Here is a 25,145-nt window from a genome sequence, read left to right as displayed (position 1 = left end):
TCCATATATTATTTCCTGGTTATCCATAAAACTAAAGTGATGATTTTTACTTTTATTAGACCACCTGTGACCGCATCTGTCACAGGCTCAAGTTATACTGGCCTCATCCATAACCAAAGGAGGCCAATTATGACAGATTTTTTCATCGACGAAGACTTCCCCTGCAGCCAGGTCGAATTTGACAAACGGTTTAGTACCGAACAAGCTTGCCGAGACTACCTGATCGATATGAAATGGCCAGATGGTTTCAACTGCCCAAAGTGCGGGCATAAAGAATACTGGATCAGTGCAAAGGGTTTATACATATGCACTCGCTGCGAATCGCCCCATTCGCTGACAGCCGGTACCGTGATGCATGGAACCAAAAAACCATTGACCTACTGGTTCAAAGCTATGTGGTGGTTTACAACCCGAAAATCCGGGGTTAACGCTATCAATCTAAAGGACCTGCTGGGTTTGGGAAGCTATCAGACTGCTTGGTCCTGGCTGCACAAACTCAGGCGTTGTACGATACGACAGGGCCGTGAACGACTTTCAGGCACTGTTGAAGTTGACGAATTCGTTATCGGCGGTCAAAAGCCCGGCAAACGTGGCCGCGGTGCCGATGGCAAAACCATCGTGGTTGCGGCGGTTGAGAAAAAGGGCAAAAAACTTGGCCGTATCCGATTGCAAGTGGTGCCGGATTGCTCCGGCGATGTTTTAGATCAATTCGTATCCACCAACGTTGACCCTGGCAGCACAACGATCACCGATGGTTGGAAAGGCTACAACTTCCTTGATGACAGCAGCTACACGCACCATCCGATTGTGGCATCCCGAACCTCAGACAAGGACAGCGTCTTGCCGGGTGTTCATTTGGTGGCATCCTTAGTAAAACGATTAATCCTTGGTACTTTCCAGGGCCGGTTCGGACCCGAACATCTTCAGAGTTATTTGGACGAATATGTGTTTAGGTTTAACCGTCGAACATCCCGTAACATTGGGAAAAAGTTCATGCGAATGGCTCAACAGATAACCTCTTCGACCAAATCAACTTACAAACAAATCAGAGGCGGTACTACTCAATATTTTCTCTTGGCCAATTAAAACTTTGTCACTTTAGCTTTATGGATAACCAGGTATTATTTTAACCCTATCAAAAGCCCACTTACTAGACCGACATGGAAGAATAGAGGCTCTTACCCCCGCAGACAAAAAGCGTTTGCCCTGTTACATATCCCGAATCATTCGAGGCAAAGAATCCCACAGCTTGGGCAATGTCTTCAGGACTTCCGATTTTTTGTACCGGCAGGCCTGCGGCCACCTTCGCAGTTTCCTCTTCAGTCAAATCCGAGCCCGAAACATCTCCCTTGACAACGAAGTTTGCGGTAATCGACTCTTTTGCCAATTCAAGGGCCAGAGAACGGGTGAATCCGAAAACAGCCGATTTTGATGCACAGTAACTTGAATTCCCGGGCCATCCAAGATAAATAAGGTCCCCCACATTGATAACCCGTCCAAATTTGTTCTTCCGCATCTGTGGTACGACATAGCGGCAAAAGAAAAACAGGGGGTCCAGGTTCGTTTTAAGGCAGTTATGCCACTGCTCATCAGAAATTTCCGAAATCGTACCACCTTCCTGAACATTTATATTGTTGACAAGGATATCGACCTTGCCGAATTTTTCCATAACATCATTGACTGTTCTGTTGACTTCTTCAGGTTTTGTGGGGTTGGCTACCCGCCCCATCGCATCTGCGCCAGCATCTTGAATCCGTGATACCACCTCATCCACCTTGCCCTTGTCAATATCGGTAATCGCAACTTTTGCGCCACCCATTCCCAATCTTAAACCGATAGCCGCACCGATCTCATTCGTACCACCGGTGACCAGCGCCACTCTGCTGGATACTGTTTCCATAATTACCCCCTTACATTTAGTGATTCTGCCGTTTACCTCATTAACCCGACACGACTGGCCGACATGGCACGCATCCCGTGATAAAGTTTAGGGAAAGAGATACTGCCAATATTGTTTATCGATGACCAATTCCGGTGGAAACGTGAGTATTTTTTTACCATCCTTTAACCAGCATATGCATTGTACACGCAGCGTGCTCGGTACCTGCAAGTCCACCGCCGGTAACATGCGACATTGCCACTTTCGGTATCGGATCTACCTGATACCCCCCGCACTCGCCTCTGATTTGTTTCACGTTTGCGGCTATTTGAGCAGCGCCGGATGCTCCGATGGGATGGCCGTAAGAAAGCATCCCCCCGCGGGGACTAACAACGCACTGCCCGCCATAGGTGGATTGACCATCACGCAGGAATTTCAGTGCATCGCCTTTTTTGCACAATCTCATGCACTCGTAATAAAGTATTTCAGCGATGGTAAATGCATCGTGCAGTTCGAGAATGTCAACTTCTTCCGGTCCGATTCCTGATTCTTCATAAAGTAGGTCGGAGGTCATTTCCGTGATATCATCCGCTACAATGTCCCTTGGCCGGTTATGATAGGGACCTGAACATAGGGCAGCGCCTGCAACCTTTATCGGTTTATTAATCTTTAATTTCTTAATCATTTCCTTTGAGCACACGACTGCGGCTCCAGCACCGTCAGAAATGGCACAACATTGATGCAGGGTAAGAGGATATGCAATCATTCTTGAGTTAACAATCTCTTCAACCGATATTTTTCCCTTGAACCATGCATTGGGGTTGTTGGTGGCATGTTTTCTGTTTTTAACAGTAACCATCGCGAGGTCCTCTATCGTTGCCCCGGTCTCGTACAAGAATCGATTGGCCCTCAAAGAATATTTTCCAGTCATGACCGCACCATGGCGTGCTTCAATATCCGTCATATCCGGCGCAAAAGCTGCGCCGGTGTCCCGGTGAAGGCTGTGATTTTCAGCCCCCACACCAATTGAAATGTCGGTCATGCCCGTTGCGACATCTTTGATCGCACAGTAAATCGCCATGGCACCCGCTGAACATGCACTCTCTACATTGATGATAGGCATGTTCCCACACATGCCGAGATCCTTAAAAACCCGCTGTCCGGTACAAAGACCGTTTGTTGCATTACCCACAAACGCGCTTTGAATAACATCAGGCGAATCGATATTTGAGGCCTGAATGGCCTGAAGAGCGGCCTGCCGACCTAAAACATCGAAATCCACCTTGTGTCTACCGAAAGTGGTTTCACCAACACCTGCTATATATACTTCACGGTCTAACCTCATTTTGAAGGCTCCTTAATATAATGTGTCCATGTTATATGTGTATGTCCATTTTCACCGGTTCAGAATTGTCAACCACATTAGCCGATATAATTAAAGTAACTCAGCTTATTCGATCGGTAATCCCCCCTATTGCTGCGACACCTTTTTAAACTTGTAACTGGTAATAGGAAGGCCATCATTGTTGATTCCTATCGTACCTGTTGTCAGTTCAACTGTCTCGTTGCATTTAAAGGTATCCACCTCACCTTCAAGTTGCGCAAAAATCCTCAGGTTCTCTGGAAGGTCTATATATCCGAAAATATAGGGAGTTTTCATACCCGGCGCTCCGATATAAATGTCAGTACAGCTATATAGCGTGCCGGTTCGGCTCAAAGGAACCATTTCAAATTCGCTGCCCCAGCAGTTTGGGCAAGGCGTTAGTTTCGGAAAATCTAATTGGCCGCATTTTTTGCATTTCCACCCTTTCAGGAATGCCTCTGAACCATCTGCAGGTGCATGTAAGAGGTCATCGTGGAAAAAAGTAATATCAGGCTCTTTTTCTTTTTTCTTTTGGGTTTTTGCCATTTTTCGCTCCTTTAACAATTTGGTTTCTTGTTTTCCAAACCCCGGCACTATTTTTCTGGAATCCCGCCTTATCAGCGATGGATCGATTGATCTAAAACCATTCCCATGTCCAGGTAAAAAAACACCTCTTATATTTTCATTACCGGGCACCGTCATCATCATTGGGCCCAATACCGGGGTAAAATCTTCAGCGACGAACTTTTCGGCACAAACAGACCCCATCGATTTTCTGTCTGTACCTTACTCAACAAACTGCAATTGCAAAATATTTATTTTTACATCTATATTCGTTGATATTATTCTATATCAGCACCATGAATAATTCCATTGTACTTAATATCCCATTGATTTACTTGTTTTATATAATTCCCATGTGTGCCATAAAAACAAATACAGACCTTAATATTATTATGATTTTGCACTTTTCTGAGCACTATTCTTTAATGGAGCCGATTTGTCAATACTTTTTTACCTTGTATGTTTTGGGTTTTCGGTTTGTAAGTGCGCAAAATCGAGCGAGCCCTTGCTATACGGGCATTTCAATCACGAAATGACAACGTGCGCCGGCAGATTTGGGCTATTCTTTAGGGGGATTTTTGAGGCTAATCAGCGTAAGCGTCTACTCAACCGCTCCCTATCTGGCGGCATCAATGACGAGTTGACCGACTCGGTTGGGAAGAAGTTCGAGAATGTCCGGTTCGCTATGAGCCAGGGGAAGTTTCTCAAATAGGTAGCGAAGATAGGCATAAGGTTCCAGACCATTGGCCTTGGCGGTTTCGATCAGGCTGAAGAACGTCGCGCTGGCTTCGGCTCCGTCGGGGGCTCCGGCAAACAACCAGTTCTTGCGGCCTAATACAAACGGGCGGATGGCATTTTCGGCCACATTGTTGTCCGGCTTTAAAAACCCGGCCTCAAGGTAAACCACCAATTTATCCCATTGATTCAAGGCGTATTGAATCGCCTTGCCGAGCAGGCTCTTCGGGGGAACTTGGGGATGATGGACCTCCAGCCAGGTTTTGAATCGATCCAGTATCGGTTTGGCCTCTTGCTGCCGCAGATTCCGGATCTGCTCGAATGACAACTCGTTTTGACTGGCCTGCTTTTCGATATGGTACAACGCACCGATATAATCCAGTGCTTCGTCGGCCAGGCCTCTGGTTGCCGCCTGCTTGCCGCGGGCCTTTTTGCGGACCTTGACTACCTCCACAAACTTGCGCCGTACGTGCACCAGACAACCCAAATGGGCAATGCCCGGTTTCCCGGTCAGATGGTCATAACCGCTATAGCCGTCGCTTTGGATATAACCCTGGTAGCCATCCAGAAGTCCCAGCGCCAATTGTCCACTGCGCGTGGGATGGTATTGATACAAAACCACCGGCCTGGATAGCGGCCCGCCGCAAAACACCCACATGAACGACTTGGTGGTGTTGCTGCGGCCCGGTTCCTTGAGCACCTGCAATGGACTTTCGTCGATATTGATCAATGGCCCGCTGCGGATCTCCTGTTGCAGCAAGTCGATGACCGGCCGGCAACACATTGCGGCCTGGATCATCCAGTTGGCCAGCGTCGCCCGTGACAACTCAACCCCCAACCGGTTGAATATCTTTTGCTGGCGGTACAATGGCAAAGCATCGGCAAACTTGGAAACGGCGATGTGGGCCAGCAGCCCTTCAGTGGCCATGCTTTTGGGGATCAACTGCACCGGCACCGGGGCAATTTTGACCGTGGGGCCATCATCCTCAACGCCTTCGCAGCGTTTACACGCGTACTTGAAGCGGATGTGACGGATCACCTGAACCCTGGCCGGAACGTAATCGAGCTTTTCGCAGGTCTCTTCACCGATGCGGCTCAGCGTTGCCCCACATGCACACTGCTTCTCTTCTTCAGGCAGGTCGTGGACAACCTCAACCCGGGGAAGATCCTCAGGCAGCGGCTTGCGCCCCCGTTTTTTGCGGGTATGTCCTTTGATCGCTATGGGTTCATCGGTATGAACCGGCTCGACCGGTTCAGGGGGCGTGAACAACTGCAGCTGATTGGGATTAACCGCCGGGCGAACTTCGCTTTTGCGGCCAAAGATTTCGTTCTGGAGCAGACGCAGCATCTCCTGCAAATGGTCGATCTGTTGCTGCTGAGAAGTAATTATCTGCTTGAGTGATTCAGTGTCATCGGGCAGTTGATTCGATTCCAAAACCATGCCCGTTGTATATCATAACATGCTGGATTTGTATATATTATTTTTCATTTTAGGTCGAAATTTCAGCTGGCAAAACGGTAGCTTAAATGCTCATGAGCGTGCGAATAATCCAGTCCGGCGAGAAGCCATCCAAGCTCTTTCGCTCCTAAAGAAACGACCTGTTCGGTGCTCGTGGGCCAGTGGAATCGATGCTTCTCCAGTCGTTTGTGCCAGAGCGCAAATCCGTTTTTATCCCAGTACAAAATTTTTATCATGTTGCGCCGCCGATTGCAGAAAACGAACAGATCCCCGGCAAAGGCGTTCAGGTCCATGGCCTGCTCCACCAGCACTGACAGACCGTTGATCGACTTACGCATGTCGGTGCTGCCCACGGCCAGAAAGACTTGCTTGGGATTGTGCGGCAACATCATAAAGCAGCAACCATGGCCACGAGTTGGTTAATTTCGTTAAACCCGTGTCGGTTGTCAATTTCAATGGTGAAGCCGTTGGGCGTTCGGATACGAACCGTTGGATGATTTTGTGCCAGGGTTCCGGATAGCGTTACCGGCAAAAAAGACACCTCGTTTTGCGGGGCCAAAATCCGCCGTCTCCAATGATAAAACTGGTGGGCTTTGAGATTGTGACTGCGACAATAGGCGGCTTGGCTATGGTCGCTATTCTGCCATTGTTCAACATGGCTTTCCCAAAAGCTGCGCCTTTGATGGGAATCGAATAGATGGTAGTCTTCCGGCATGTGTTCTCCTCCTTTCCTGAAGGAGCATATTGCCACGCCTTTCCGGTTTTGTGAAGATGGGGTTAAATGGACACTTACTAATCAGCCACAGATTAGGCGTAATATCTATTTATGTTGCGAGTTTCAACCGTGATCTCGTTGCGCAAATGCACACACGGATTGAAATGAAAAACTTTCTGACCTGAAGGCTGTCCAGTCTGCGGTGAATTCGGTGCCGGTGCCACGGCATATCGAAGGAGCGTTCGGCCATCCGTCCGATCACTAGTGCCGGCACGCATATTTTCACGCGGCTTCCGATGCGCTTGGACACCAGTGATACATTGGAGTCATTTTGATCCGGGTCCTTTTGGAGTGATCGAAAGCAGCACCCGATGACCATCAGCCCTTTTTACCCAAGGGCTGCATCCTCGGCTGATGATGTCATTCCGGAACAATCAGAACAGTCAGGATCGCGTTTTAGTCTTAACTCGCTAAATTTCATACTGATACCGTTAAATATCAATAACCGGTTTGTTAATAGTCTCCCAATTCCTGTTGCATATTTAATTGCCTCCAGCGCCTGGAGACAGCCAATCGCTCCAGGCACGACGCCAAGCACGGGAGGGGTCTCTGGAGATAACCGATGATTTTTAAAAATACACCTTAGGCAGGGGGTCTTCCCCGGGATGATTGTCGTCAGAGCGCCTTCGAAACCGTAGATGCCGCCATATATAAAAGGAATCTTCGTTTTTATCGCAGCCTCATTTAATATATATCTGGCACGAAAATTGTCCGTTGCATCCAAAATAAGCTCACATTGCTCAACCAATTGTCGAATATTATGACTCGAAATCGTTGCATTTACAGCTTCAATTCGAATGCTGCGATTCATTGTGACGAGCTTTTCTTTTGCGGTGTCCGCCTTATTCTTTCCGATATCATCAATGGTATAAAGAAGCTGTCTGTTTAAATTGCTTAATTTGATATGATCATCATCGACAATCCGGATAGTACCCACACCCGCAGACGCCAAATACATTGCCATAGGGGAACCCAGCCCACCGGCCCCGGCAATTAACATAATGGACTGCTTAAGTTTTTCCTGCCCCCCGATGCCAAAACCGGAGAGCCTGATCTGCCGATCATATCTTCTTCTTTCGGACTTGGTAATCACGACATCCTCATCCAGCGGCAAAACCGGACATAATATTTACTTCATCCGTTTCCCTTAATGTAGACGAAATGCCGTTAAGTCCGCGGATATTATCACCATTGATATAGATATTGATCGAGTCGGATAATTCGCCGTTTTTGTCATAAACCGTTTTTTTTACACGGGGATAAGTTTTTGCCAAAATATTAATACAAGCTTGGATATCACCGGCTGAAATCCTCACTTCATCCCGGCCATTTACAAGCTTGCGCAATTCACCTGCAAACAAGACGATAGCCATTTATCGATCCCCTTACTGTGCCCACCCCATACAGGGGTCATCCGGATTGTTATAAAATTGTCCAAGCCTCATTCGGGCATCCTTTCTGATCTTTTCTGCTTCTTCTCCTGAAGTATTATGATATTTCAGCCAACGCTCCATGTTCAATCCACCCGGCATCCATTTACTGATCACTTCGCGTTCATACGTCCAGGCTCGGCCTTTTACACCTTGACTCTCAATAATTTTCCACACTTCATCTCTTTGCCTGTCATCGCAATAAACACAAAAAACGCATTCCTCTAGCCTGAAAAACTTCTGTGGTTTACGGTCATATTTGATACACGGAATCGACTTATTCTCCACATAGGGATCGAGCTTATCAGCCATTTCCCTAACATTTTCCGTATGAACGAGAAATACCCACTTACCCCAGTGCTCAAGATACTCCTTATTTGTAAGCCTCTTATTATTATACATAATATAGGATCCTGGGTCTGCTGGACGATCAAAATATTCCTTACAGAAAATAAAAACATACCATGAAGCCAATTCGTCAATAATCACCTGCACAACCCTCCGTTAAGATTTTCCAATATGTGTTTATCAGGATTGATATCGGATATATTCAACTGAAATTATTTGATTCTTAATGGGAGCCTATTGAGCAAGCATCTCCTCCTGATTATTTATCAATCTATCTCCCATTTTTAACGGCTGGCTCTCGGCAGTAAGCGCACGGGTAAGAAGCGTCGTCAGCTGGTTCAGCTCAACGAACATTTCAATAGCACCCGTTCGGCCCAGATTCAACCATCTCATCGCGATATGAGTAAATGCTCCGATAAAAAGGTTTATAAAAATTCTATTGTTGATTTCCGGTTTAAAATGACCTCTCGATTTGCCGTCATCCAAAATTTTTTCCAGGTAGTTAACGTGGGATCTGAAATTTTTGTAATAATAATCAGAGAGAAATTTTTTGTTTAGTCTTATATCACGAAGATAAATTGTTAGAAACTGGGGGTCCTGGAGAAATGAATAAAAATAATATCCCGTGAAGCATTTAAATCTCAATAGCGGATCATCCTTTTTAAATAGGTCCTCGAAATCCATGTATTGGTTCTTGATGAAATATTCCGAAATACTGAAAAGAAGATCATCTTTATTCTTGTAATATTCGTAAATCGTGCCCTCTGATACGTCGGAAAGACTGGCAATTTCTCCTACAGTGGAACTGTTGAAGCCCTTTTTCGCAAAAACATCCTTGGAAGCATACAGAATGGACCGAGCCTTATGACGTTTATTGCTGACTCTTACCGGTATTTTCGGAATTCGGACAATCATGCTGAGAACCAGTTTCATGATATCGTCAAAATCAGGTAATGTTTTTTCTACATCTCCACATCCGATACAACTAATGGATTCCTCATCCAGTAATCCAAATATCATGTCCCTTACGACCGTAATATTTAAATTTTCCTCAAAAAAGCCCTCCTCGATGCCTTGCCTGATAATATTAACCAATACCTTTATATATCTTCTAAGCGACTGATAGCCTTCGTGATTGTAAAAATTCTTGTATGACCGGCTCTCAAACAGCAAATTCTTCAGAATTCGGACTTTTTGATCGTGCTCATCATTCAGGGAAAGATGGAACCATATCATTTTACCCAGTTTTGAGACAGGACCTATGATCCCCTTAAATTGGAAGCTTAGCTCCCTATTGACGGCTTCAAACTCCCGCTCGACTGTATAAAAAAGCAAATCTTCCTTATTTTTGAAATAATGATATATAAGGGAGTCAACGACCCCCGCTTCCCTGGCTATCTCAGAAATAGTCGAGTCCTTAAGGCCTTTTGCCGTCAGTATTTCTCTTGCAGCCAATAGTATTTTTTCCCGCTTCCCATTATCAGTCATTTAGCTTCTCCTGTCCGCGCTCTGTTGCTGATTGTAATACCCTTTTTGTTTGAATATACCCAAGCGGACCTAAATATGTCAACGCATTGACTTGATTTTTTTTATATTCCCGTCCTTATCTTAATATAATTCTATAGAAACCATTGCCGGCTTCGAGCGGTTTTTTTATGACTCACAGGGGGATTATGGCCTGCAATGTTCATTGCCTCTCTATTGATTTTGAACGACCCAACCCACAGGAAAAACAAGGAGCTACACTAATATACTGTTATTGCAATATATTCTATGGTTACTAAATTACATTCCAGTTAATCACTATAAATTGAACGAATTTCATTTAAATTGGTCAATTTATTTCAACAAAATTTTGCTTGACAGCGCCAGCCTTATAGGACTAGAATATAATTCAGTTTTATTGGTTTATGTGGCCTCATATAGTCTTCAGGATTGTCTCGTCACGGTGATTTCCATGCAAACTCCCCTCATAACGGAAATTCAACGATTCTCCCTGCAAGATGGCCCGGGCATCCGGACTACGATATTCGTCAAGGGTTGTCCGTTGCACTGTCCGTGGTGCCACAACCCGGAAACCCAGAATCGCGAAAAAGAGTTTTATTTCTATGCCGACAAGTGCGTTAGCTGTGGCCGGTGCGTCGAGGTGTGCCCGACAGGGGCATCGGTCATGATAACCGGTCCTCAGAATGAACCTGTCTTGAAACTTGACCGGTCTAAATGTAACAGATGCCTTAAATGTGTTGACGCATGTATACCCGGTGCCAGAGTCACGGTCGGGAAAGACCTGCCGATGGATGCAATTATCAAGGAAGCCGCGGCCGATTTGCCTTTTTTTAAAAACAGCGGGGGCGGAGTTACCCTCAGTGGTGGCGACCCATTGCTTTTTCCGGAGTTCACCCTTGAAATAACAAAGCGGTTAAAGGCTGAAAAGATCCACGTCGGCCTCGAAACAAGCTGCTTTCAGAAATGGGAAAAAATCGAACCGCTGTTGCCGTATGTCGATTTATTTCTTGTGGACATCAAATCACTGAATCCCCAAAAACATAAAGACGTCCTCGGATGGCAGCTGAAACCTATCTTGCAAAACATTGAAACCCTAATAAAATCCAACGCAAACATCCGAATCCACTTGCCGATCATTCCAGGGTTTAACAATTCCACGGAAGATTTTGAGGCTTACGTATCATATCTGGGAAAGTTTGCAAAAAATCTCACAGGAATAGATGTTCTGCCCTATCATGTATATGGAGAAGCGAAATATTCGGCTCTTAATAGTTATGATACCTACAAATTTAAGGATATTGGGCAAATTCCCGGGAAGGATCTGTGGCCTCTGATCAACAGCTTAAAGAAAACGGGAGTTCCAAATCTTACTGTTGGCGGATTGGTCGGTATCGGTGGTGATGGACATAAAAAATCATTTAAAAAGGAGGTGGTGCTCTAAATTCTTAATCGAATGCCGCCGTATCACACGGGAGGCATCTTAAAATGCGTGAATTCCGATCAATTATTTACCAAACCGTATTTAAATTAGAGGAGGAAATTATGGCTACGTGTAAAAAATGTTCCCAATTTTTTGCTGTTCCGAATGATGCCGACGATTATGAGCCCGATAAGGGTGACTGCGTTACTGAACACAAAGACGAAAAGGGGAAGTTTTGGCTTTCAAAACCTGTGTATGGGGCCGGCGAGGCGTGCAAAAGCTATTCACAAAGAGGATAATGGATCAATCGTCAGGCTGGAGAGAAGCCTTGAAGTTTGGCTTTCCAACACCTTAGTTTAATACTGATATCCCGAATAACCAAAAGGAGGCACATACCATGGCAAGAGTTGCAGAAGCAATTGAATACAAGGGGAAAGTAATTGAATTCCCGCCCGAATATCCGGAAGAACTAAACGTTCCTACGGAAGAGTTGTGCGAAACGCTCAGTCGGCCCAGCACTGAGAGGACGAAGCGATTAAAGGCTCGGTGCCGCTTCAAACATACAGCCGCCGGTGAATTTGTCGATCCGAATCTTAAAGCTGGTATTGAACGGATGCGCTACTTTACCGAGTCCCACAAGCAAACCGTGGGGATGCCCAACGCAATCCGTAGGGCGCATGCGCTGGCAAACCTTCTGAACAAGTGCACACTGGTGCTTCAAGAGGATGAATTCATTGTCGGCTTCAACGCGGAGCATCCGGATAAAATCCCGCTGTATCCCGAGACATCATACATGACCGTAGCGGATTATATCCAAAGCCGAAACTGTCCCGAAGAAAAGGAAGAAGCCATTGAATACAACGAATATTGGAAAGACCACAGCATTCAGGCGTTGGGTCAACGCTATTTTACCCAGGAAGAGTTGTTGCAGATGTACCAATTTACCACCATGGAACCGCCGGCTTTCGCCAATGCCTACAACAGCGTATGCCCGCCTTACGAGACCGTTCTCGAAGACGGCTTGCTCAAACGAATTGAAATTGCGGAACAAAACAAGCAAAATGCAATGAATGAAATGCAGTCGCCCGCCTGGAACGCGCCACAACGGCTTCCACTAATGGAAAAAATCGACAATTGGGACGCAATGATCATCGCAGACAAGGCTGTGATCTCATGGGCCAGAAGGCACGGTCGGCTCTGTAAGATCGTAGCCGAGAATTTTGAGACCGATCCCAAGCGTCAAGAAGAACTGATTGAGATCGCCGGCATCTGCCACCGTATGCCCGCTGAACCGGCGAAAGGATTGAGAGACGCCATGCAGGCAAAATGGTTTACCTACCTGATAAGCCATTCACTGGAAAATTATGCCAGCGGATACGCCCATAAAGAGGATAAGCTCCTGTACCCCTATTACAAAACGAGTGTGATCGACAAATCCTTCCAACCCATGACATACGAAGATGCGGTTGAACTCGTTGAGTGTGAAAGGTTGAAGGTCTCCGAGCATGGTTGCGGTAAAAACCGGGCTTACAGAGAGGCCTTTCCGGGGTCGAACGACCTTTTCATTCTGACCCTCGGTGGGGTGAATGTTGATGGCACGGATGGATGCAACGACATGACCGACGCAATCTTGGATGCCGCCAAAAACATCCGTACGACGGAACCTTCCATAGGATTTCGGTGGAACAAAATCGGCAGGGAAAAAACCAAGCGGAAGGTGTTTGAATGCGTGCGGGACGGACTGGGCTATCCGTCCATAAAGAACGATGAAATTGCCATAGAGCAACTTCAGAAAAATTTCGGTGCCACTCTGGAGGAAGCCAGGGACTGGGCCCTCCAGCTCTGCATGTCTCCGGGACATGTCGGGCGCAGAAAGACCCAAAAGGCCAGAACCGAGGGCGGCGGATCCCTGTTGCCCGCCAAGATGTTTGAGATTACGCTCAGCGACGGGTATGACTGGTCACATTCGGACATGCAGCTGGGACCCAAAACGGGAGACCCGAGAGAGTTTCAGACTTTTGAAGAACTTTTTGAGGCGTTTAAAACTCAGTTTGGTTATTGCTCGGATCTGGTATGGAGAGCCAAGGACGTCACCCGCCATTTTCAGGGCCATTACTGCCAGTTGCCTTTCGTATCCAGCCTTGATGACGGGTGTATGGAAAAGGGCGTCGATGCCATGGTCTTGAGCGAACTCGCCAATCCCTGGCACAACTGCATGACCAATATCGTTGCCTGCAACTCTCTCATCGCATGCAAAAAATTGATCTATGACGACAAGAAATACACCATGGACGAATTGATCGAAGCCCTGCACGCAAACTGGGAAGGTTATGAGGAGATGCATAAAGACTTCAAGGATGCGCCGAAATGGGGCAATGACGATGATTATGCGGATGAAATAGTAAAACGGGTATACGAGGAGATTTTCGCCGGAAAATTCAAAGAAATCACCAACTATTCCGGTGCCCATCCCATGCCGGGCGGCCAGGCCGTTGGCGCCTATCTGTTCATCGGTGCCCGCACCGGCCCGACGCCCGACGGAAGATACGGCGGCGAGGCATGCGATGACGGCGGTATTTCACCCATGGCGGGCACGGATACAAAGGGACCCACTGCGGTTATCAAGTCCGTATCCAAAGTTGATTCAGAAACCCAAAAGTTTAACTTGCTCAATCAGCGTCTATCGGTTCCGTTGATGAGAAGTACACATGGTTTCGATATCTGGCATGCCTACATGAAAACATGGTGCGATCTGAAGTGTGATCATGTCCAGTTCAATTGCGTCAGTACGGAAGAAATGAGAGCCGCGCAGAAAGAGCCTGAAAAACACGGAGATCTGATCGTACGGGTCGCTGGTTTCAGCGCACGGTTTGTGGATGTTTCCACCTACGGTCAAAATACAATCATCGCCCGAAACGAGCAGACCTTCGGCCCCTACGACTTTGACGAATTGGGTGTTGAATTTGCCGATAATTAACCCGTATAAAAACAGCAGCCGTTTGCTCGCAGCCGGACGGCAACCCATGCAAAAGAACCGGAGCTAAGATGGGCGACGCGGCACACGGCTGCAGGTTCAAATCGGCTGTAGGCCGAAAGAAAGGAGAGATCGTTTATGGAATTCCCAAAATCCCCTATCGCAATGCGTCTGGAAGAGGGAACAAAAAAGCCGTGTGTAAAATGTAAATGGCAGATAGCCAATCCAACCGACCCCTCAAGGGGGCAATGCACGGTATCACGTACCAATGAAGGCGCCATTTGGCAACGAATGATAAACGACCGTTATAATATGACCTGTCCGAAATATGATGAAGGTGAACTCAGTTTCCGTGATCATGTGTAACTGATTCCACTCGTATCTGTATCATTATCATAATCTCGATGCCTCCCGCACCGCGATTACATTCCTGTCCCTGGCGGCTATGAGCCGCCAGGGACCACACTATCCGTTCCGAAGGACACCGTGCAGGGTTTCCCCCGGTTTACGGCAATTATTTCCCTTCTATCTATGGTTGAAACAATGAACATGAAATCAAATATCACCCACCTGGCAGTTCCAAATGAAGATCCGTTTTTTTACATCAATAATGAAACATTGGATATTCTGAAAAAAATCCACCAAATTTCCAAAAAACATCCTGTCAATGTTCTGGTAACAGGAAGACAGGGCTGCGGCAAATCGTCTCTTGTGAAACAATATGCCGCTGCCTTCAACAAACCGTTGGGCACGTTTCAGGTTGGTATTCTTTCCGAGCCGGGACAGCTTTTTGGTGAATATGTTTTGCGGGAAGGAGAAACGGAATATAAACAATTTCTCTTTCCCCAAGCACTGCAAACCCCCAATTGTGTGATCCATTTAGAGGAAATTAACAGGCCGGAACATCCTAAAGCGCTCAATATGCTCTTTTCCATCCTGTCGGATGACAGGCAAGTATACATGGATGAGCTGGGTCTTTTAGAGGTGGCCGAGGGTGTTGTCTTTTTTGCAACACTCAATGAAGGAGAGGAATTTGTCGGAACAGAATTGCTCGATCCGGCGCTGCGGGACCGTTTTTACATCATCCTTATGGATTATATCCCCAATGACGTCGAAAGGGAAGTTTTACTTCGCAAGACGGACATAACCGAAAACCAGGCCGACAAAATCATTGATGTCGTCAACGTGTTGAGAAGCAACTCGGAATTCCAGCTGGAAGTATCGACCCGAACGTCCCTGATGATCGGGGAAATGGTAGCCGCTGGAGCAAGTTTGAGACAGGCGGTTGCGGCAAGCCTCCAGACCAATCCGGAAATGCTCGAATCGATCCTTCTTGCCCTACATTTGGGAAAAGGCTATTTGTCGGAAGACACTTTCGATTACTTACGCTTTACAAAAAAAATGGTTTCGGAAAAACAGCAAGGCAAATAGATCATGGCCCCAACTTGTTCAGATATAAGGGACGTTATAGATAGATTCCGATTTGCACGGGAGGGCGGGTATTCCTCTTTCTGGAGAAGGGACAAATCCCCCGTTGAGGCGCTCGAACTTGCAAAAGTACTGGTAGCCATAAGAAAGATTGCTTCCTATATCGGACCGAACGTAGGCAATATCTATTGGGCCGGTATGAATTATGAGGATGGGATCGGAATTGATGCCGGACCTATCTTAGGCAGATACCCCCTGCCCGCTTATAAAACCGACATTATAGTGGGCCAAGCCGTCCGGAGCGCTTATATAAAAACCGAATGGAGTGAGAGATTCAAGCAGTTGGCAGGATTGCGGTTTCAGGAATCGACTACACATGCAAAGATCGAGTTTTTCGATCTGTTTTTCGATACCTGCGAAAAAGTGTATGTAGATGCCATCGCGAACCGGAGCGTGCTGGGGCGCTATGCCGAAAAAGCGCGGGAATGGGAAATATCCGAAAAATCCAAAGAATTCTGGCAGCCGCCGACACTTGTCGAGCTTCTCTACATATGGTGGGCGATCGCAGCCGATAGAAGCGGAACAAAATATAGGGATGAATATAAAGACACGTCCGTTGGAGCTTCGATCCGGGGAGTGTCACTTGAAACCTTTTACAAAGAACCCCTGAACTTGTTGAACTCCATTGCTGACCGGCTTATAAAAGACTGCCCCAAAATCAACGGTGTCACCGAGCGCGGGCAATTCCGCCTGGATCTCTATGCATCGATTTGGCCGAATTTGTTCGAAATGATCCGTTTCTGGCCCATGGATCGTGCGGATATGCTTCGCCAGTCTCCTGAATCCCGGCAGGATATTGAGGAGTGCGACGCCGATGACAATGGGCAGGAGGCCAACAGCGTCATTCATAGTTTTCAGGATCTGATCGAAAAGGCGATTAGGAAAAAAAATTCGGATTTCACGGAAACCGTCCGGTCGAACGTAAAAAAGACCGACGAGGTTGTAACCGTTGAGGGCAGCGATATTGTTCTGCAGGCAAGGGATAAAGTAGACAAAAAACTCCTTCAACGCCTAAAGATGATTATCAAAACCGCTGCCCAGAGGAAAACAATTCACAATCGGGGATTGAAGGCCGGCAAAATCGACCGCAGAAAACTCTACAGGGCCGCAACAACCGGTACGGTATTTCAGCTTAAAAAAAATCAATTTGAACTAGCAAACGATATCGTATTATTGGTGGACGCGTCAGGCTCCATGGCTGAGCCGACAAAATGGGATCAAACTGAAACAATACACCAGACGTTATTTTCGGTAGCTAAAACATTTAATAAAAATGCCCGGATATTCGCCTACAACGAAGTCCGGGACCGATGCCTGCTTACCGAACTTTACACGGACGGCAGGTTTTATACGGTTTTGCCTCATGGGAAAACAGCCTCAGGGGAAGCCATTATCGCTACAGGGACCAGATTAAAAAAAACCCGTAAGAAACCACTTATTATCCATATCACCGATGGTGCATCCAATTGGGGTTGCGGTGTGAACGAAGCACTGAAATTCTGCATCAGAAAAAAGATTCACCTCCTGACGATAGGCATCGGATGCGGTCCCGATGATAAGCGTTCGTTAAGGAAGGAATACGGAAAGTTGGTCCAGTTTGTCGATAATGTTCACCACCTGCCGCATTTCTTCAGGTCCCTGCTCAATCATGCCCGGTGGAATTGATATGGGTGAATCCGGAGATACCATAAACAAGATATTGGAAATTGAATGGGCCATGTTCCAAAAGGTGAAAAGTGCCACACCCGCTTCCTGTCAGACATCACCGGATAAATTCCAAAAGATCCGGAGTAGTATTTTTGAGACATGGTCGGTCCGGATGCTGCGATCCTACCTGAAGGATTTGAAAATTGCTTTTGCAAAAGGCCGCAACCTTCTTACCCTAAAGTATACTCGGATGGACGATTTAATCCCGCCTTTGAATTTAAATCCTTTAATAGATGAAATTGTCCTCATCGAAACAGAATGGCAGGAGGAAATTCGAAATCTGTATCCGGCTGTATATAGCCGTTTGGGGCGCAGTATGGACCCTTCCAAAGACGGGAGCTACTTCGCCGTTTATCTGAAGTGCGAACTCGAAACTTACAGCAACAACACAATAGAACTCTACTACCGGCATGTAAAACAGGCATGGAAAAAAAGACGAAATCTGTCTTTGGAATCACTCTTAGAATTGATGAAAAAGGGTGGGTACAGCGATCTTGCCCAAGCTGAAAACAATTTTCAGAAGATTCGATAAAGAGAAAAAGGGTTACCCCCGCTGTCCGATCCCTTGATTGCCGATAATAAAGGACCTTAAAATGATCGAAACGGATTTTTTAAACCAGATAGATATTTTTGGCGATTTTTCTTCTACGATGCGCGAAAAAATATCATCCATAGCTGAATTCAAAGAGTACAATGCGGGAGAATCTGTGACGATAAAGAAAAGCACAGCTTCTCACCTCTTTGTCATTATGGAAGGCATGGTCAGCCTGGAAGTACCTGGCATCACCGGTAACAGGGCTAAATCTGAAATCATCGGGCCCGGCGAGATCATCGGCTACTCCGCGCTGATGAACGTCCCCCGAAGGAAATATCAGGCCGAGGCAAAGGCATTGACACCATTAAAGCTGGTCCGCATACCGACCGATGCCCTGAATCAGTTGTTTTACAGCGATTTCGAAATGGGATTTTACGCCATGAGAAATATCGCTCAGAACGCGATCAAACGGCTCCGGAAGTTAACATATCCGGTGACACACCCGTCCTCCGATCAATAACGAGGATGGCGCCTTGCGGGAAAGCCCGTTGTCTCCCGCAACGGCGAACAAAAGACGCCTTGCATTGAGCGTTGGTTTCAATAAGGGATGAGGATCGGATGGCCATGAACCACCCAAATATGGATACCACCCTATCGAGACAACTTTCAAGATTCATTTTCAACACATCTTTTTCCGAACTTTCCCCCCAGGTTATCAGGTATGTCAAGTTTTGTATTTTCGATTGGTTGGGCGTCACATTGGGCGGGTCGACCGAAGAGATAAGTACGATTCTTTACGACTTTATCCGCGAAATGGGAGGAGAAGAACAGGCAACGATTATCGGCAGACAAGTCAGAACAAATATTGTGCTTGCCGCTCTGATCAACGGTTCCATGTCACACGCACTCGATTTTGACGATACGCTTACCGGATCCTCAATCCATCCGAGTGTTTGCATCGCACCCGCAGTAATGGCTGCCGGAGAATATGCAGCAGCAAGCGGGAAAGATGTTATTGCCGCCTTTGCGGTCGGGTTTGAAATCGCAGCGAGGATAGGCGCGGCTGCCGGGTTATCACACTATCAACGCGGTTGGCATGCGACGGCAACCATCGGTCGTTTCGGTGCGGCAGCGGCTGCTGCAAAACTTCTGAAGCTGAACTTTTCTGAAATCGTAAATGCCGTTGGAATTGCCGGCACACAGATTGCGGGATTGCGCCAGGTCTTTGGTACGATGTGCAAGCCCTTTCACGCGGGAAAAGCCGCAATGGACGGGGTAATGGCGGCCTGCCTGGCAAAAAGGGGATTTGACAGTTCCGATTTGATTTTGGAAGGACGGTATGGATTTGCGCATGTTTTTGCTCCGGATTCGGACAAAAACAAGTTGCTGTATGGCCTGGGCACAGATTATCTGATTGTCAATGTGGCCTTCAAGCGTTATGCCTCGGCCCTGGCTACGCATTCCACCATTGAAGCGATAAAAGAGATAAAAGAAAAGGAGCGCTTAACCGCCGATGACGTTCATAAAATAGAGATCGAACTCGGGGAACTCCCCTTAAGCGTGATAGACAACCGGGAACCTAAACGCCCATTGGAGGCGAAATTCAGCATTTACCACTGTGCGGCCCTTGCCTTTATTTTCGGTTCCGCTGGCCAGCATATGTTTACTGAGGAAAAATTGAATGATCCGCAGTTATGCGATTTCAGAAAAAAGGTTGAAACAAAATTGAATCCCGATTTCAAACTTTTTGAAACAAAGGTGACAGTCACCGCAACAGATGGCAGAAATTTTGAAAGATTGATACCTGTTCCCAAGGGGTCTCCGGAAAACCCCATGACATTTGGGGAAATGAAAAACAAATTCAAGGGATTGGTCTATCCGGTTCTGTCAAGGGATAACACCAGACAGATATTTTATGCAATTAAAGGTCTTGAAGATCTGGCTGAAATCAGCGAACTCATGGAGTTATGTGCCAATCCGTTAAAATGAAAACCAGACGTTCCGGATATTCCCCACGAGTTGTAAATGTCCGTTGTTCATTGCCATCGCCCCATGAATATCATCCGAATTTTATCTATCCTGGTTATCCATAAAGCTAAAGTGACAAAGTTTTAATTGGCCAAGAGAAAATATTGAGTAGTACCGCCTCTGATTTGTTTGTAAGTTGATTTGGTCGAAGAGGGCGGTGGTCCCAAAAAACTGGACAGTATGATAAGCTCTGAGTCAGCCCACTGCTGTCCAAAATAATCCGGAAATCCGGAATCGCTCTTTGACATTTCAACCGTTTAGTATTTGAAAACCGTCAAATTCAGAATCAGGTTCCCATTCTCAGTTGATGCTGTCCAAGACCTTTGAAGGGAAGTAGATTTTGGACAGACTCGGGCCTTATCGGAAAAACATCGAAGGGGTGATCAATCCAGCCCCATAAATCCCGGTAAGTAAACAGATTCCAGCGGAGAAAGGCCACCAGGTTCGACAGCGACCAGCCGAATTTGGCCTTGAAGCTGAGATACTTGATCAGCAGCATGGCGATCAATGCTGTCCAAATCTGGATGAACAGCGCATTCTCAGTGGTCCCGACAAAGGTTTTCACTTTCAGATTCTGCTTGAGGGCCTTGAAAAACAGTTCGATCTGCCAGCGGTCTTTGTAGATGGCCGATATGGTTGTGGCGCCCAAATCCATGTGGTTGGTCAAAAGGATGATCTCCCGATTCTGCTCCTTGTCCCAGACCACCACCTTACGCAGGAGGTGCGGGCATCTTTTCTGGGCATAGTAGCCGTTGAACCGGATCAGTTCATCGGCAAGAATATTGCGGTTGTAGGGCACACTGCGTGTCTCGACGACGGTGTAATCGGCGTTGTCCTTTAAGCGGGTAACGAAAAAGATCTGGTTTTCCGTCCAGTAGGCAAACAGCTGGTAGTCATTGTACCCCCGGTCCATGGCCACGATGGAGTAAGGGGACAGCGGGACCTGGCGGGCGATGGTGACATCGTGCTTCTTACCGTTGGAAATGTACGCGTATGTGGGCAGATATCCATCATGATCCAACAGCAGATGGAGTTTCACGGCACCTTTGGTACGGCGAAACTTGGCCCACGGAAACAAGGACAGGCACAGCGAGATGGTGGAACTGTCCAGCGACAGGAGCTTGTTTTTGAAACGGAAGCGATGTTTGCCCGGCCCCGCCATCTTGCAGGTGTCAAGGGTCTGGTAAAACAGGTCGCGGTACAACTGCCAGGGGCGATGGGCATTGGCATAGGATAAGGTGGATTTGTTGGGAGCCTTTTTGACGCCCAAGTGACGGAGTTTTCCCAGGCAGCAGGACAGCCCGCCGCAGATTTCGCGTAAACTCTTAGCTTGGGCAAGTTGGCAGAAAAGCATGGCTACGAAATGATCCCAGCTGCTGAAGCCTTTGGCATACCGCTCGGCTTGATGACGATAAACCAGGTTGAAAAATTGTCCGCGATGAAACAAAGCCACCAGTTGACTGAACAGACTTGCCTGTCGTACCATCGGTCTGCCTCCTTGTTTTGGCTAACGGTTTTTTGTCGCGATTAAACCATGCCTCACAAGGGGGCTTTTTTTCAAGTGCTCAGTGAACTACTTCCGCTTAGAACTTATTTTGGACAAGAGTGGAGTCAGCCAAAATTTAAAGGAGCTGATCATGAGCACGAAGCGCAGAAATTATTCTCCACAGTTCAAAGCCAAGGTGGCCTTAGCGGCCCTGCAAAACAATGAACCTATTGCTGAACTGGCTGCCCGGTTTGGGATTCATCCAACGATGATCAACAACTGGAGGCGGGCCCTGATTGACAGCGCTCCTGACATTTTCGACAAAGGCCATAAGTCACGAAAACAAAATGAAGCCCAGGTTGATAATTTATTCCGGCAGATCGGACAGCTGAAAGTCGAAAACGATTTTTTGTCCAAAAAGCTCAGTCTTTAAGCAGCAAGCAGCGGAAGCAGATGGTGGACCCCAAGGCGCCGAACCTGAGCATTGCCAGGCAGTGTCGGCTGCTGAATATCCAACGATCCTCGCATTACTACAGGCCCAAGCCGATTAAGGCTAAGGACCTGGAGTTGATGCGGCTCATCGACGAACAGTACCTGAAGACGCCCACCTGGGGCTCACGGTCGATGAGAAACCATCTGCGCAGGCTGGGCTATAAAATCAACCGAAAACATGTTCAACGGCTGATGCGACTGATGGGCCTGGAGGCTATTTATCCCCGGCCTAAAACCAGCCGGCCGCATCCGGAGCATAAGGTATACCCATACCTGTTAAGGAACCTGACCATCGAACGACCGAACCAGGTGTGGTGTACAGATTTGACCTATATCCCCATGAACCGTGGGTTCATGTACCTGGTCGCCATCATGGATTGGCACAGCCGCAAGGTGCTTTCCTGGCGGCTGTCCAACACCATGGTGCGTATTCCGCCGCATTGTGACCACTCATTCCGCTGCAAACTGTCCATCGATTCCGCTGGATTGTGACCACCCATTCCGGAACATTGTGACCACCGATTCCGCTTCATTGTGACCACCTTCATCGGGTGAGCCGACGCTGGATCAATCGAACTTTTTTCGGTAATCCTTCCCATTTCTATTTTGGGGAGGATCAATGGCAAAGGACCGATTATCCATGCGAAAACTCAAAGAAGTGCTCAGGCTCAAATTCGACCACCAGCTGACTAACCGCAATATCGCCAAAAGCTGCGCCATCTCCCACGTCACTGTGGGAAAGTACCTGGAGATGGCCAGGCAGGCCGGGATCACCTGGCCGCTTCCCGATGACATCGATGACGCCCGTCTTGAACAACGCCTTTATGCCAACGCCCCCCAGGCGGCATCTGACAAGTCGGTCATGCCGCCCATGCATTACCTGTTCAAGGAACTCAAAAAGAAGCACGTCACCTTGCAGCTGCTGTGGTACGAATACAAACAGAACAACCCCGACGGATACCAGTACAGCTATTTTTGCGAACTGTATCAAAAGTGGCGCAAGCAATTGGATGTCAGCCTGCGCCAGGAGCATCGCGCCGGGGAAAAGGCTTTCATCGATTATGCCGGTCAGACGGTTCCCATCTATAACCCGGATGCCGGCAAGGTTGATTTGGAAGCCCAGGTTTTCATCGCCACCCTGGGGGCCAGCAACTACAGTTATGCCGAAGCCACGGCTTCCCAGAAACTGCCCGACTGGATCAAATCCCACATCCGCGCCCTGGAGTTCTTCGGCGGGGTTCCCCAGATCCTGGTGCCCGACAACCTGAAAAGCGGCGTCACCCACCCGTGCCGCTACGAACCCGACGTCAATCCCACCTACCTGGACCTGGCCCGGCACTATGGCATCACGGTCATTCCGGCAAGGCCCGGAAAACCCAAAGACAAGGCCAAGGTGGAGTCGTCGGTATTGATCGTCGAACGCTGGATACTGGCGGCATTGAGGAACCACCGTTTCTTCTCATTGGCAGAACTCAATCAGGCGATAAGTGAGAAGTTGATTATATTCAATCAGCGCCCCTTGCAGAAAATGAAAGTCTCCCGGGAGCACCTTTTCGAAACCATCGACCGTCCGGCGCTGGCCGCGTTGCCTGTCCACCCCTACGAGTTCGCCCAATGGAAAAAAGCGACCGTCAATATCGATTATCACGTGGAGATGGACCGGCACTATTACAGCGTGCCTTACCAGCTGCGGGGCAAGAAACTCGACGTGAGCATGACTGCCACCACCATCGCGATCTTCCATAAAAACCGCCGGGTCGCCAGTCATGCCAGAAGCCACCGCAAATACGGTCACACCACCCTTGCCGAACACATGCCCAAGGCCCACCAGCGACACCTGCAGTGGACCCCTTCACGGATTATCCATTGGGCGGGGAAGACCGGCCCATGCACCCAGCGCGTGGTCACGGAGATTATGGAGCGTAAACAGCATCCGGAACAGGGCTTTCGATCTTGTCTGGGGGTGATGCGCCTGGGCAAACGCTATACCCCCCAGCGCCTTGAAAAGGCCTGTGAACGGGCGGTGGCCATCGGCGCCTATACGTTTAAAAATGTCGAATCGATCCTGAAGAACGGGCTTGACCGGCAGCCGCTGACAACACCAGGAAATCGGCGCCCGGCTGCCGTCCATCCCAATATCAGAGGACCTCATTATTACCGGCAGAAGGAGGACCGCTCATGCTGACGCAACAGACGCTGGACAAGCTGCACGATATGAAGCTGGCCGCCATGGCCAACGCCTTTACCGAGCAGTTGGGGCAGCCGGACCTGAATGAACTGAGTTTTGAAGACCGCTTCGCCATGCTGGTGGACCGGCAATGGACCTTTAAAGAGGACCGGCGCATGACCCGGCTGCTAAGAACTGCCAGGCTCCGGGACAGCGCCTGCATCGAGAATATCGACTTCAAGACGCCCCGCGCCCTGGACAAATCCCTGGTGGTCAGGCTCTCCGGCAGCGACTGGATCAAGAAAGCCCAGAACGCGATCGTCCTCGGGCCCACCGGTGTCGGCAAAACCTATCTGGCCTGTGCTATCGCCAACAGCACCTGCCGCAACGGCTTTGCCTCCATGTACAAGCGGGCACCGCGACTTTACCAGGAAGTTGCCATTGCCCGGGCCGATGGCTCCTATCCGAAACTGATGAACAAGTTGTCAAAGGTCAAGGTCCTGATCATCGACGATTTTTGTATCGCCCCGATGACCGACCCGGAACGTCGGGATCTTTTAGAGGTGCTGGAGGATCGCCAGTCGATCTCCTCCACCATCATCGCCACCCAGGTTCCCGTCGAAAACTGGATCGAGCATATCGGCGATCCCACCCTGGCCGATGCCATTTTGGACCGCCTCGTTCACAACGCCCACAAGATAAATTTGAAAGGAGAATCCATGCGAAAAATCCGCTCGTCCTTGACGAAATCCGCCAAGTCTGGAAGGTAGGGAAAACCGGCGTCGCTTC

General features: G+C 48.0%; 25 protein-coding genes. 14 read left to right on the top strand and 11 right to left on the bottom strand.

Annotated features, from left to right (window positions below; translation table 11 throughout):
• The first annotated feature begins 129 nt into the window (after positions 1 to 129).
• Positions 130 to 1,086, top strand: coding sequence for an IS1595 family transposase (locus GN111_RS26130; RefSeq protein ID WP_170302469.1), 957 nt, complete (start codon positions 130 to 132; stop codon positions 1,084 to 1,086).
• A gap of 64 nt (positions 1,087 to 1,150) precedes the next feature.
• Here the strand turns inward: GN111_RS26130 and GN111_RS26125 are convergent, their stop codons facing one another.
• The 10 genes from GN111_RS26125 to GN111_RS26080 form a co-directional block, all read right to left on the bottom strand.
• Positions 1,151 to 1,900 carry an SDR family NAD(P)-dependent oxidoreductase gene (locus GN111_RS26125; protein WP_155306565.1) on the bottom strand — a complete coding sequence of 250 codons (750 nt, stop codon included), beginning with the start codon at positions 1,898 to 1,900 and terminating at the stop codon, positions 1,151 to 1,153.
• A gap of 154 nt (positions 1,901 to 2,054) precedes the next feature.
• A complete protein-coding gene (gene bbsB / locus GN111_RS26120) occupies positions 2,055 to 3,224 on the bottom strand; it encodes a benzoylsuccinyl-CoA thiolase subunit BbsB (RefSeq protein WP_155306564.1) in 1,170 nt (389 codons plus the stop codon).
• A gap of 126 nt (positions 3,225 to 3,350) precedes the next feature.
• Positions 3,351 to 4,010, bottom strand: a complete 660-nt coding sequence (bbsA, locus tag GN111_RS26115) for a benzoylsuccinyl-CoA thiolase subunit BbsA (RefSeq protein ID WP_231715563.1) — start codon at positions 4,008 to 4,010, stop codon at positions 3,351 to 3,353.
• 412 nt (positions 4,011 to 4,422) lie between these two features.
• Positions 4,423 to 5,982 (bottom strand): IS66 family transposase, encoded by a 1,560-nt coding sequence (gene tnpC, locus GN111_RS26110; protein WP_155306563.1) that lies wholly within the window; start codon positions 5,980 to 5,982, stop codon positions 4,423 to 4,425.
• A 62-nt stretch (positions 5,983 to 6,044) separates the two neighbouring features.
• On the bottom strand, positions 6,045 to 6,392 hold the full coding sequence (gene tnpB, locus GN111_RS26105; protein WP_155306562.1) for an IS66 family insertion sequence element accessory protein TnpB: 348 nt from the start codon (positions 6,390 to 6,392) through the stop codon (positions 6,045 to 6,047).
• On the bottom strand, positions 6,389 to 6,715 hold the full coding sequence (tnpA, locus tag GN111_RS26100; RefSeq protein ID WP_155306561.1) for an IS66 family insertion sequence element accessory protein TnpA: 327 nt from the start codon (positions 6,713 to 6,715) through the stop codon (positions 6,389 to 6,391). The genes tnpB and tnpA overlap by 4 nt, the downstream gene beginning before the upstream one ends.
• 388 nt (positions 6,716 to 7,103) lie before the next feature.
• A complete protein-coding gene (locus GN111_RS26095; RefSeq protein WP_197740427.1) occupies positions 7,104 to 7,868 on the bottom strand; it encodes a HesA/MoeB/ThiF family protein in 765 nt (254 codons plus the stop codon).
• A 7-nt stretch (positions 7,869 to 7,875) separates the two neighbouring features.
• Positions 7,876 to 8,148: a MoaD/ThiS family protein gene (locus GN111_RS26090; protein WP_155306560.1), complete on the bottom strand. Its 273-nt coding sequence runs from the start codon at positions 8,146 to 8,148 to the stop codon at positions 7,876 to 7,878.
• Between the two features lie 12 nt (positions 8,149 to 8,160).
• Entirely contained in the window at positions 8,161 to 8,694 is a 534-nt protein-coding gene (locus GN111_RS26085; protein WP_155306559.1) for a hypothetical protein, read from the bottom strand.
• 93 nt (positions 8,695 to 8,787) lie between these two features.
• Complete coding sequence (locus GN111_RS26080) at positions 8,788 to 10,041, bottom strand: TetR/AcrR family transcriptional regulator (protein WP_155306558.1); 1,254 nt, start codon at positions 10,039 to 10,041, stop codon at positions 8,788 to 8,790.
• Positions 10,042 to 10,510: 469 nt separating this feature from the next.
• On the opposite strand from GN111_RS26080, the gene GN111_RS26075 reads away from it, so the two are divergent.
• The 9 genes from GN111_RS26075 (at position 10,511) to GN111_RS26035 (ending at position 20,172) form a co-directional block, all read left to right on the top strand.
• Positions 10,511 to 11,500: a glycyl-radical enzyme activating protein gene (locus tag GN111_RS26075; protein ID WP_155306557.1), complete on the top strand. Its 990-nt coding sequence runs from the start codon at positions 10,511 to 10,513 to the stop codon at positions 11,498 to 11,500.
• 44 nt (positions 11,501 to 11,544) lie between these two features.
• A complete protein-coding gene (locus tag GN111_RS26070; RefSeq protein WP_331457682.1) occupies positions 11,545 to 11,778 on the top strand; it encodes a benzylsuccinate synthase gamma subunit family protein in 234 nt (77 codons plus the stop codon).
• Positions 11,779 to 11,876: 98 nt separating this feature from the next.
• Positions 11,877 to 14,456: a pyruvate formate lyase family protein gene (locus GN111_RS26065; RefSeq protein WP_155306556.1), complete on the top strand. Its 2,580-nt coding sequence runs from the start codon at positions 11,877 to 11,879 to the stop codon at positions 14,454 to 14,456.
• Between the two features lie 135 nt (positions 14,457 to 14,591).
• A complete protein-coding gene (locus GN111_RS26060; protein ID WP_170302470.1) occupies positions 14,592 to 14,819 on the top strand; it encodes a benzylsuccinate synthase beta subunit family protein in 228 nt (75 codons plus the stop codon).
• Positions 14,820 to 14,996: 177 nt separating this feature from the next.
• On the top strand, positions 14,997 to 15,884 hold the full coding sequence (locus GN111_RS26055) for an AAA family ATPase (protein WP_155306555.1): 888 nt from the start codon (positions 14,997 to 14,999) through the stop codon (positions 15,882 to 15,884).
• A 3-nt stretch (positions 15,885 to 15,887) separates the two neighbouring features.
• Positions 15,888 to 17,606 carry a vWA domain-containing protein gene (locus GN111_RS26050; RefSeq protein ID WP_155306554.1) on the top strand — a complete coding sequence of 573 codons (1,719 nt, stop codon included), beginning with the start codon at positions 15,888 to 15,890 and terminating at the stop codon, positions 17,604 to 17,606.
• Between the two features lies 1 nt (position 17,607).
• On the top strand, positions 17,608 to 18,180 hold the full coding sequence (locus GN111_RS26045) for a DUF4125 family protein (RefSeq protein ID WP_155306553.1): 573 nt from the start codon (positions 17,608 to 17,610) through the stop codon (positions 18,178 to 18,180).
• Positions 18,181 to 18,241: 61 nt separating this feature from the next.
• Positions 18,242 to 18,703: a cyclic nucleotide-binding domain-containing protein gene (locus GN111_RS26040; RefSeq protein WP_155306552.1), complete on the top strand. Its 462-nt coding sequence runs from the start codon at positions 18,242 to 18,244 to the stop codon at positions 18,701 to 18,703.
• A 98-nt stretch (positions 18,704 to 18,801) separates the two neighbouring features.
• A complete protein-coding gene (locus tag GN111_RS26035) occupies positions 18,802 to 20,172 on the top strand; it encodes an MmgE/PrpD family protein (RefSeq protein WP_231715562.1) in 1,371 nt (456 codons plus the stop codon).
• Positions 20,173 to 20,497: 325 nt separating this feature from the next.
• Here GN111_RS26035 and GN111_RS26030 read toward each other — a convergent pair whose 3' ends face one another.
• The gene (locus tag GN111_RS26030) at positions 20,498 to 21,697 is read right to left on the bottom strand and encodes an IS4 family transposase (RefSeq protein WP_155306539.1); all 1,200 of its coding nucleotides are present in this window, start codon (positions 21,695 to 21,697) and stop codon (positions 20,498 to 20,500) included.
• Positions 21,698 to 21,779: 82 nt separating this feature from the next.
• Here GN111_RS26030 and GN111_RS26025 point away from each other — a divergent pair, with 82 nt between their 5' ends.
• From GN111_RS26025 to istB, 4 genes are all read left to right on the top strand, one after another.
• Positions 21,780 to 22,130 carry a transposase gene (locus tag GN111_RS26025; RefSeq protein ID WP_155306551.1) on the top strand — a complete coding sequence of 117 codons (351 nt, stop codon included), beginning with the start codon at positions 21,780 to 21,782 and terminating at the stop codon, positions 22,128 to 22,130.
• Positions 22,131 to 22,150: 20 nt separating this feature from the next.
• On the top strand, positions 22,151 to 22,681 hold the full coding sequence (locus GN111_RS26020) for an IS3 family transposase (RefSeq protein WP_155306550.1): 531 nt from the start codon (positions 22,151 to 22,153) through the stop codon (positions 22,679 to 22,681).
• A gap of 127 nt (positions 22,682 to 22,808) precedes the next feature.
• Positions 22,809 to 24,374, top strand: a complete 1,566-nt coding sequence (gene istA / locus GN111_RS26015) for an IS21 family transposase (RefSeq protein ID WP_155306511.1) — start codon at positions 22,809 to 22,811, stop codon at positions 24,372 to 24,374.
• Positions 24,368 to 25,126 carry an IS21-like element helper ATPase IstB gene (gene istB / locus GN111_RS26010; protein WP_155306512.1) on the top strand — a complete coding sequence of 253 codons (759 nt, stop codon included), beginning with the start codon at positions 24,368 to 24,370 and terminating at the stop codon, positions 25,124 to 25,126. The genes istA and istB overlap by 7 nt, the downstream gene beginning before the upstream one ends.
• The last annotated feature ends 19 nt before the right edge of the window (positions 25,127 to 25,145 follow it).

This window comes from Desulfosarcina widdelii (assembly GCF_009688965.1).
Lineage (GTDB): Bacteria > Desulfobacterota > Desulfobacteria > Desulfobacterales > Desulfosarcinaceae > Desulfosarcina > Desulfosarcina widdelii.
This window is presented reverse-complemented; position numbering and strand designations above follow the sequence as displayed.

Excerpts from the sequence above, each read along its gene's own strand:
- GN111_RS26090 (WP_155306560.1), bottom strand. The coding sequence starts at position 8,148 with ATGGCTATCGTCTTGTTTGCAGGTGAATTGCGCAAGCTTGTAAATGGC.
- GN111_RS26070 (WP_331457682.1), top strand. The coding sequence starts at position 11,545 with ATGCGTGAATTCCGATCAATTATTTACCAAACCGTATTTAAATTAGAG.
- GN111_RS26075 (WP_155306557.1), top strand. The coding sequence starts at position 10,511 with ATGCAAACTCCCCTCATAACGGAAATTCAACGATTCTCCCTGCAAGAT.
- GN111_RS26060 (WP_170302470.1), top strand. The coding sequence starts at position 14,592 with ATGGAATTCCCAAAATCCCCTATCGCAATGCGTCTGGAAGAGGGAACA.
- GN111_RS26080 (WP_155306558.1), bottom strand. The coding sequence starts at position 10,041 with ATGACTGATAATGGGAAGCGGGAAAAAATACTATTGGCTGCAAGAGAA.
- GN111_RS26040 (WP_155306552.1), top strand. The coding sequence starts at position 18,242 with ATGATCGAAACGGATTTTTTAAACCAGATAGATATTTTTGGCGATTTT.
- bbsA (WP_231715563.1), bottom strand. The coding sequence starts at position 4,010 with ATGGGGTCTGTTTGTGCCGAAAAGTTCGTCGCTGAAGATTTTACCCCG.
- GN111_RS26020 (WP_155306550.1), top strand. The coding sequence starts at position 22,151 with ATGGTGGACCCCAAGGCGCCGAACCTGAGCATTGCCAGGCAGTGTCGG.
- GN111_RS26030 (WP_155306539.1), bottom strand. The coding sequence starts at position 21,697 with ATGGTACGACAGGCAAGTCTGTTCAGTCAACTGGTGGCTTTGTTTCAT.
- GN111_RS26065 (WP_155306556.1), top strand. The coding sequence starts at position 11,877 with ATGGCAAGAGTTGCAGAAGCAATTGAATACAAGGGGAAAGTAATTGAA.
- tnpA (WP_155306561.1), bottom strand. The coding sequence starts at position 6,715 with ATGCCGGAAGACTACCATCTATTCGATTCCCATCAAAGGCGCAGCTTT.
- GN111_RS26035 (WP_231715562.1), top strand. The coding sequence starts at position 18,802 with ATGGCCATGAACCACCCAAATATGGATACCACCCTATCGAGACAACTT.
- tnpB (WP_155306562.1), bottom strand. The coding sequence starts at position 6,392 with ATGATGTTGCCGCACAATCCCAAGCAAGTCTTTCTGGCCGTGGGCAGC.
- bbsB (WP_155306564.1), bottom strand. The coding sequence starts at position 3,224 with ATGAGGTTAGACCGTGAAGTATATATAGCAGGTGTTGGTGAAACCACT.
- GN111_RS26130 (WP_170302469.1), top strand. The coding sequence starts at position 130 with ATGACAGATTTTTTCATCGACGAAGACTTCCCCTGCAGCCAGGTCGAA.
- istA (WP_155306511.1), top strand. The coding sequence starts at position 22,809 with ATGGCAAAGGACCGATTATCCATGCGAAAACTCAAAGAAGTGCTCAGG.
- tnpC (WP_155306563.1), bottom strand. The coding sequence starts at position 5,982 with ATGGTTTTGGAATCGAATCAACTGCCCGATGACACTGAATCACTCAAG.
- GN111_RS26045 (WP_155306553.1), top strand. The coding sequence starts at position 17,608 with ATGGGTGAATCCGGAGATACCATAAACAAGATATTGGAAATTGAATGG.
- GN111_RS26125 (WP_155306565.1), bottom strand. The coding sequence starts at position 1,900 with ATGGAAACAGTATCCAGCAGAGTGGCGCTGGTCACCGGTGGTACGAAT.
- istB (WP_155306512.1), top strand. The coding sequence starts at position 24,368 with ATGCTGACGCAACAGACGCTGGACAAGCTGCACGATATGAAGCTGGCC.
- GN111_RS26055 (WP_155306555.1), top strand. The coding sequence starts at position 14,997 with ATGAACATGAAATCAAATATCACCCACCTGGCAGTTCCAAATGAAGAT.
- GN111_RS26050 (WP_155306554.1), top strand. The coding sequence starts at position 15,888 with ATGGCCCCAACTTGTTCAGATATAAGGGACGTTATAGATAGATTCCGA.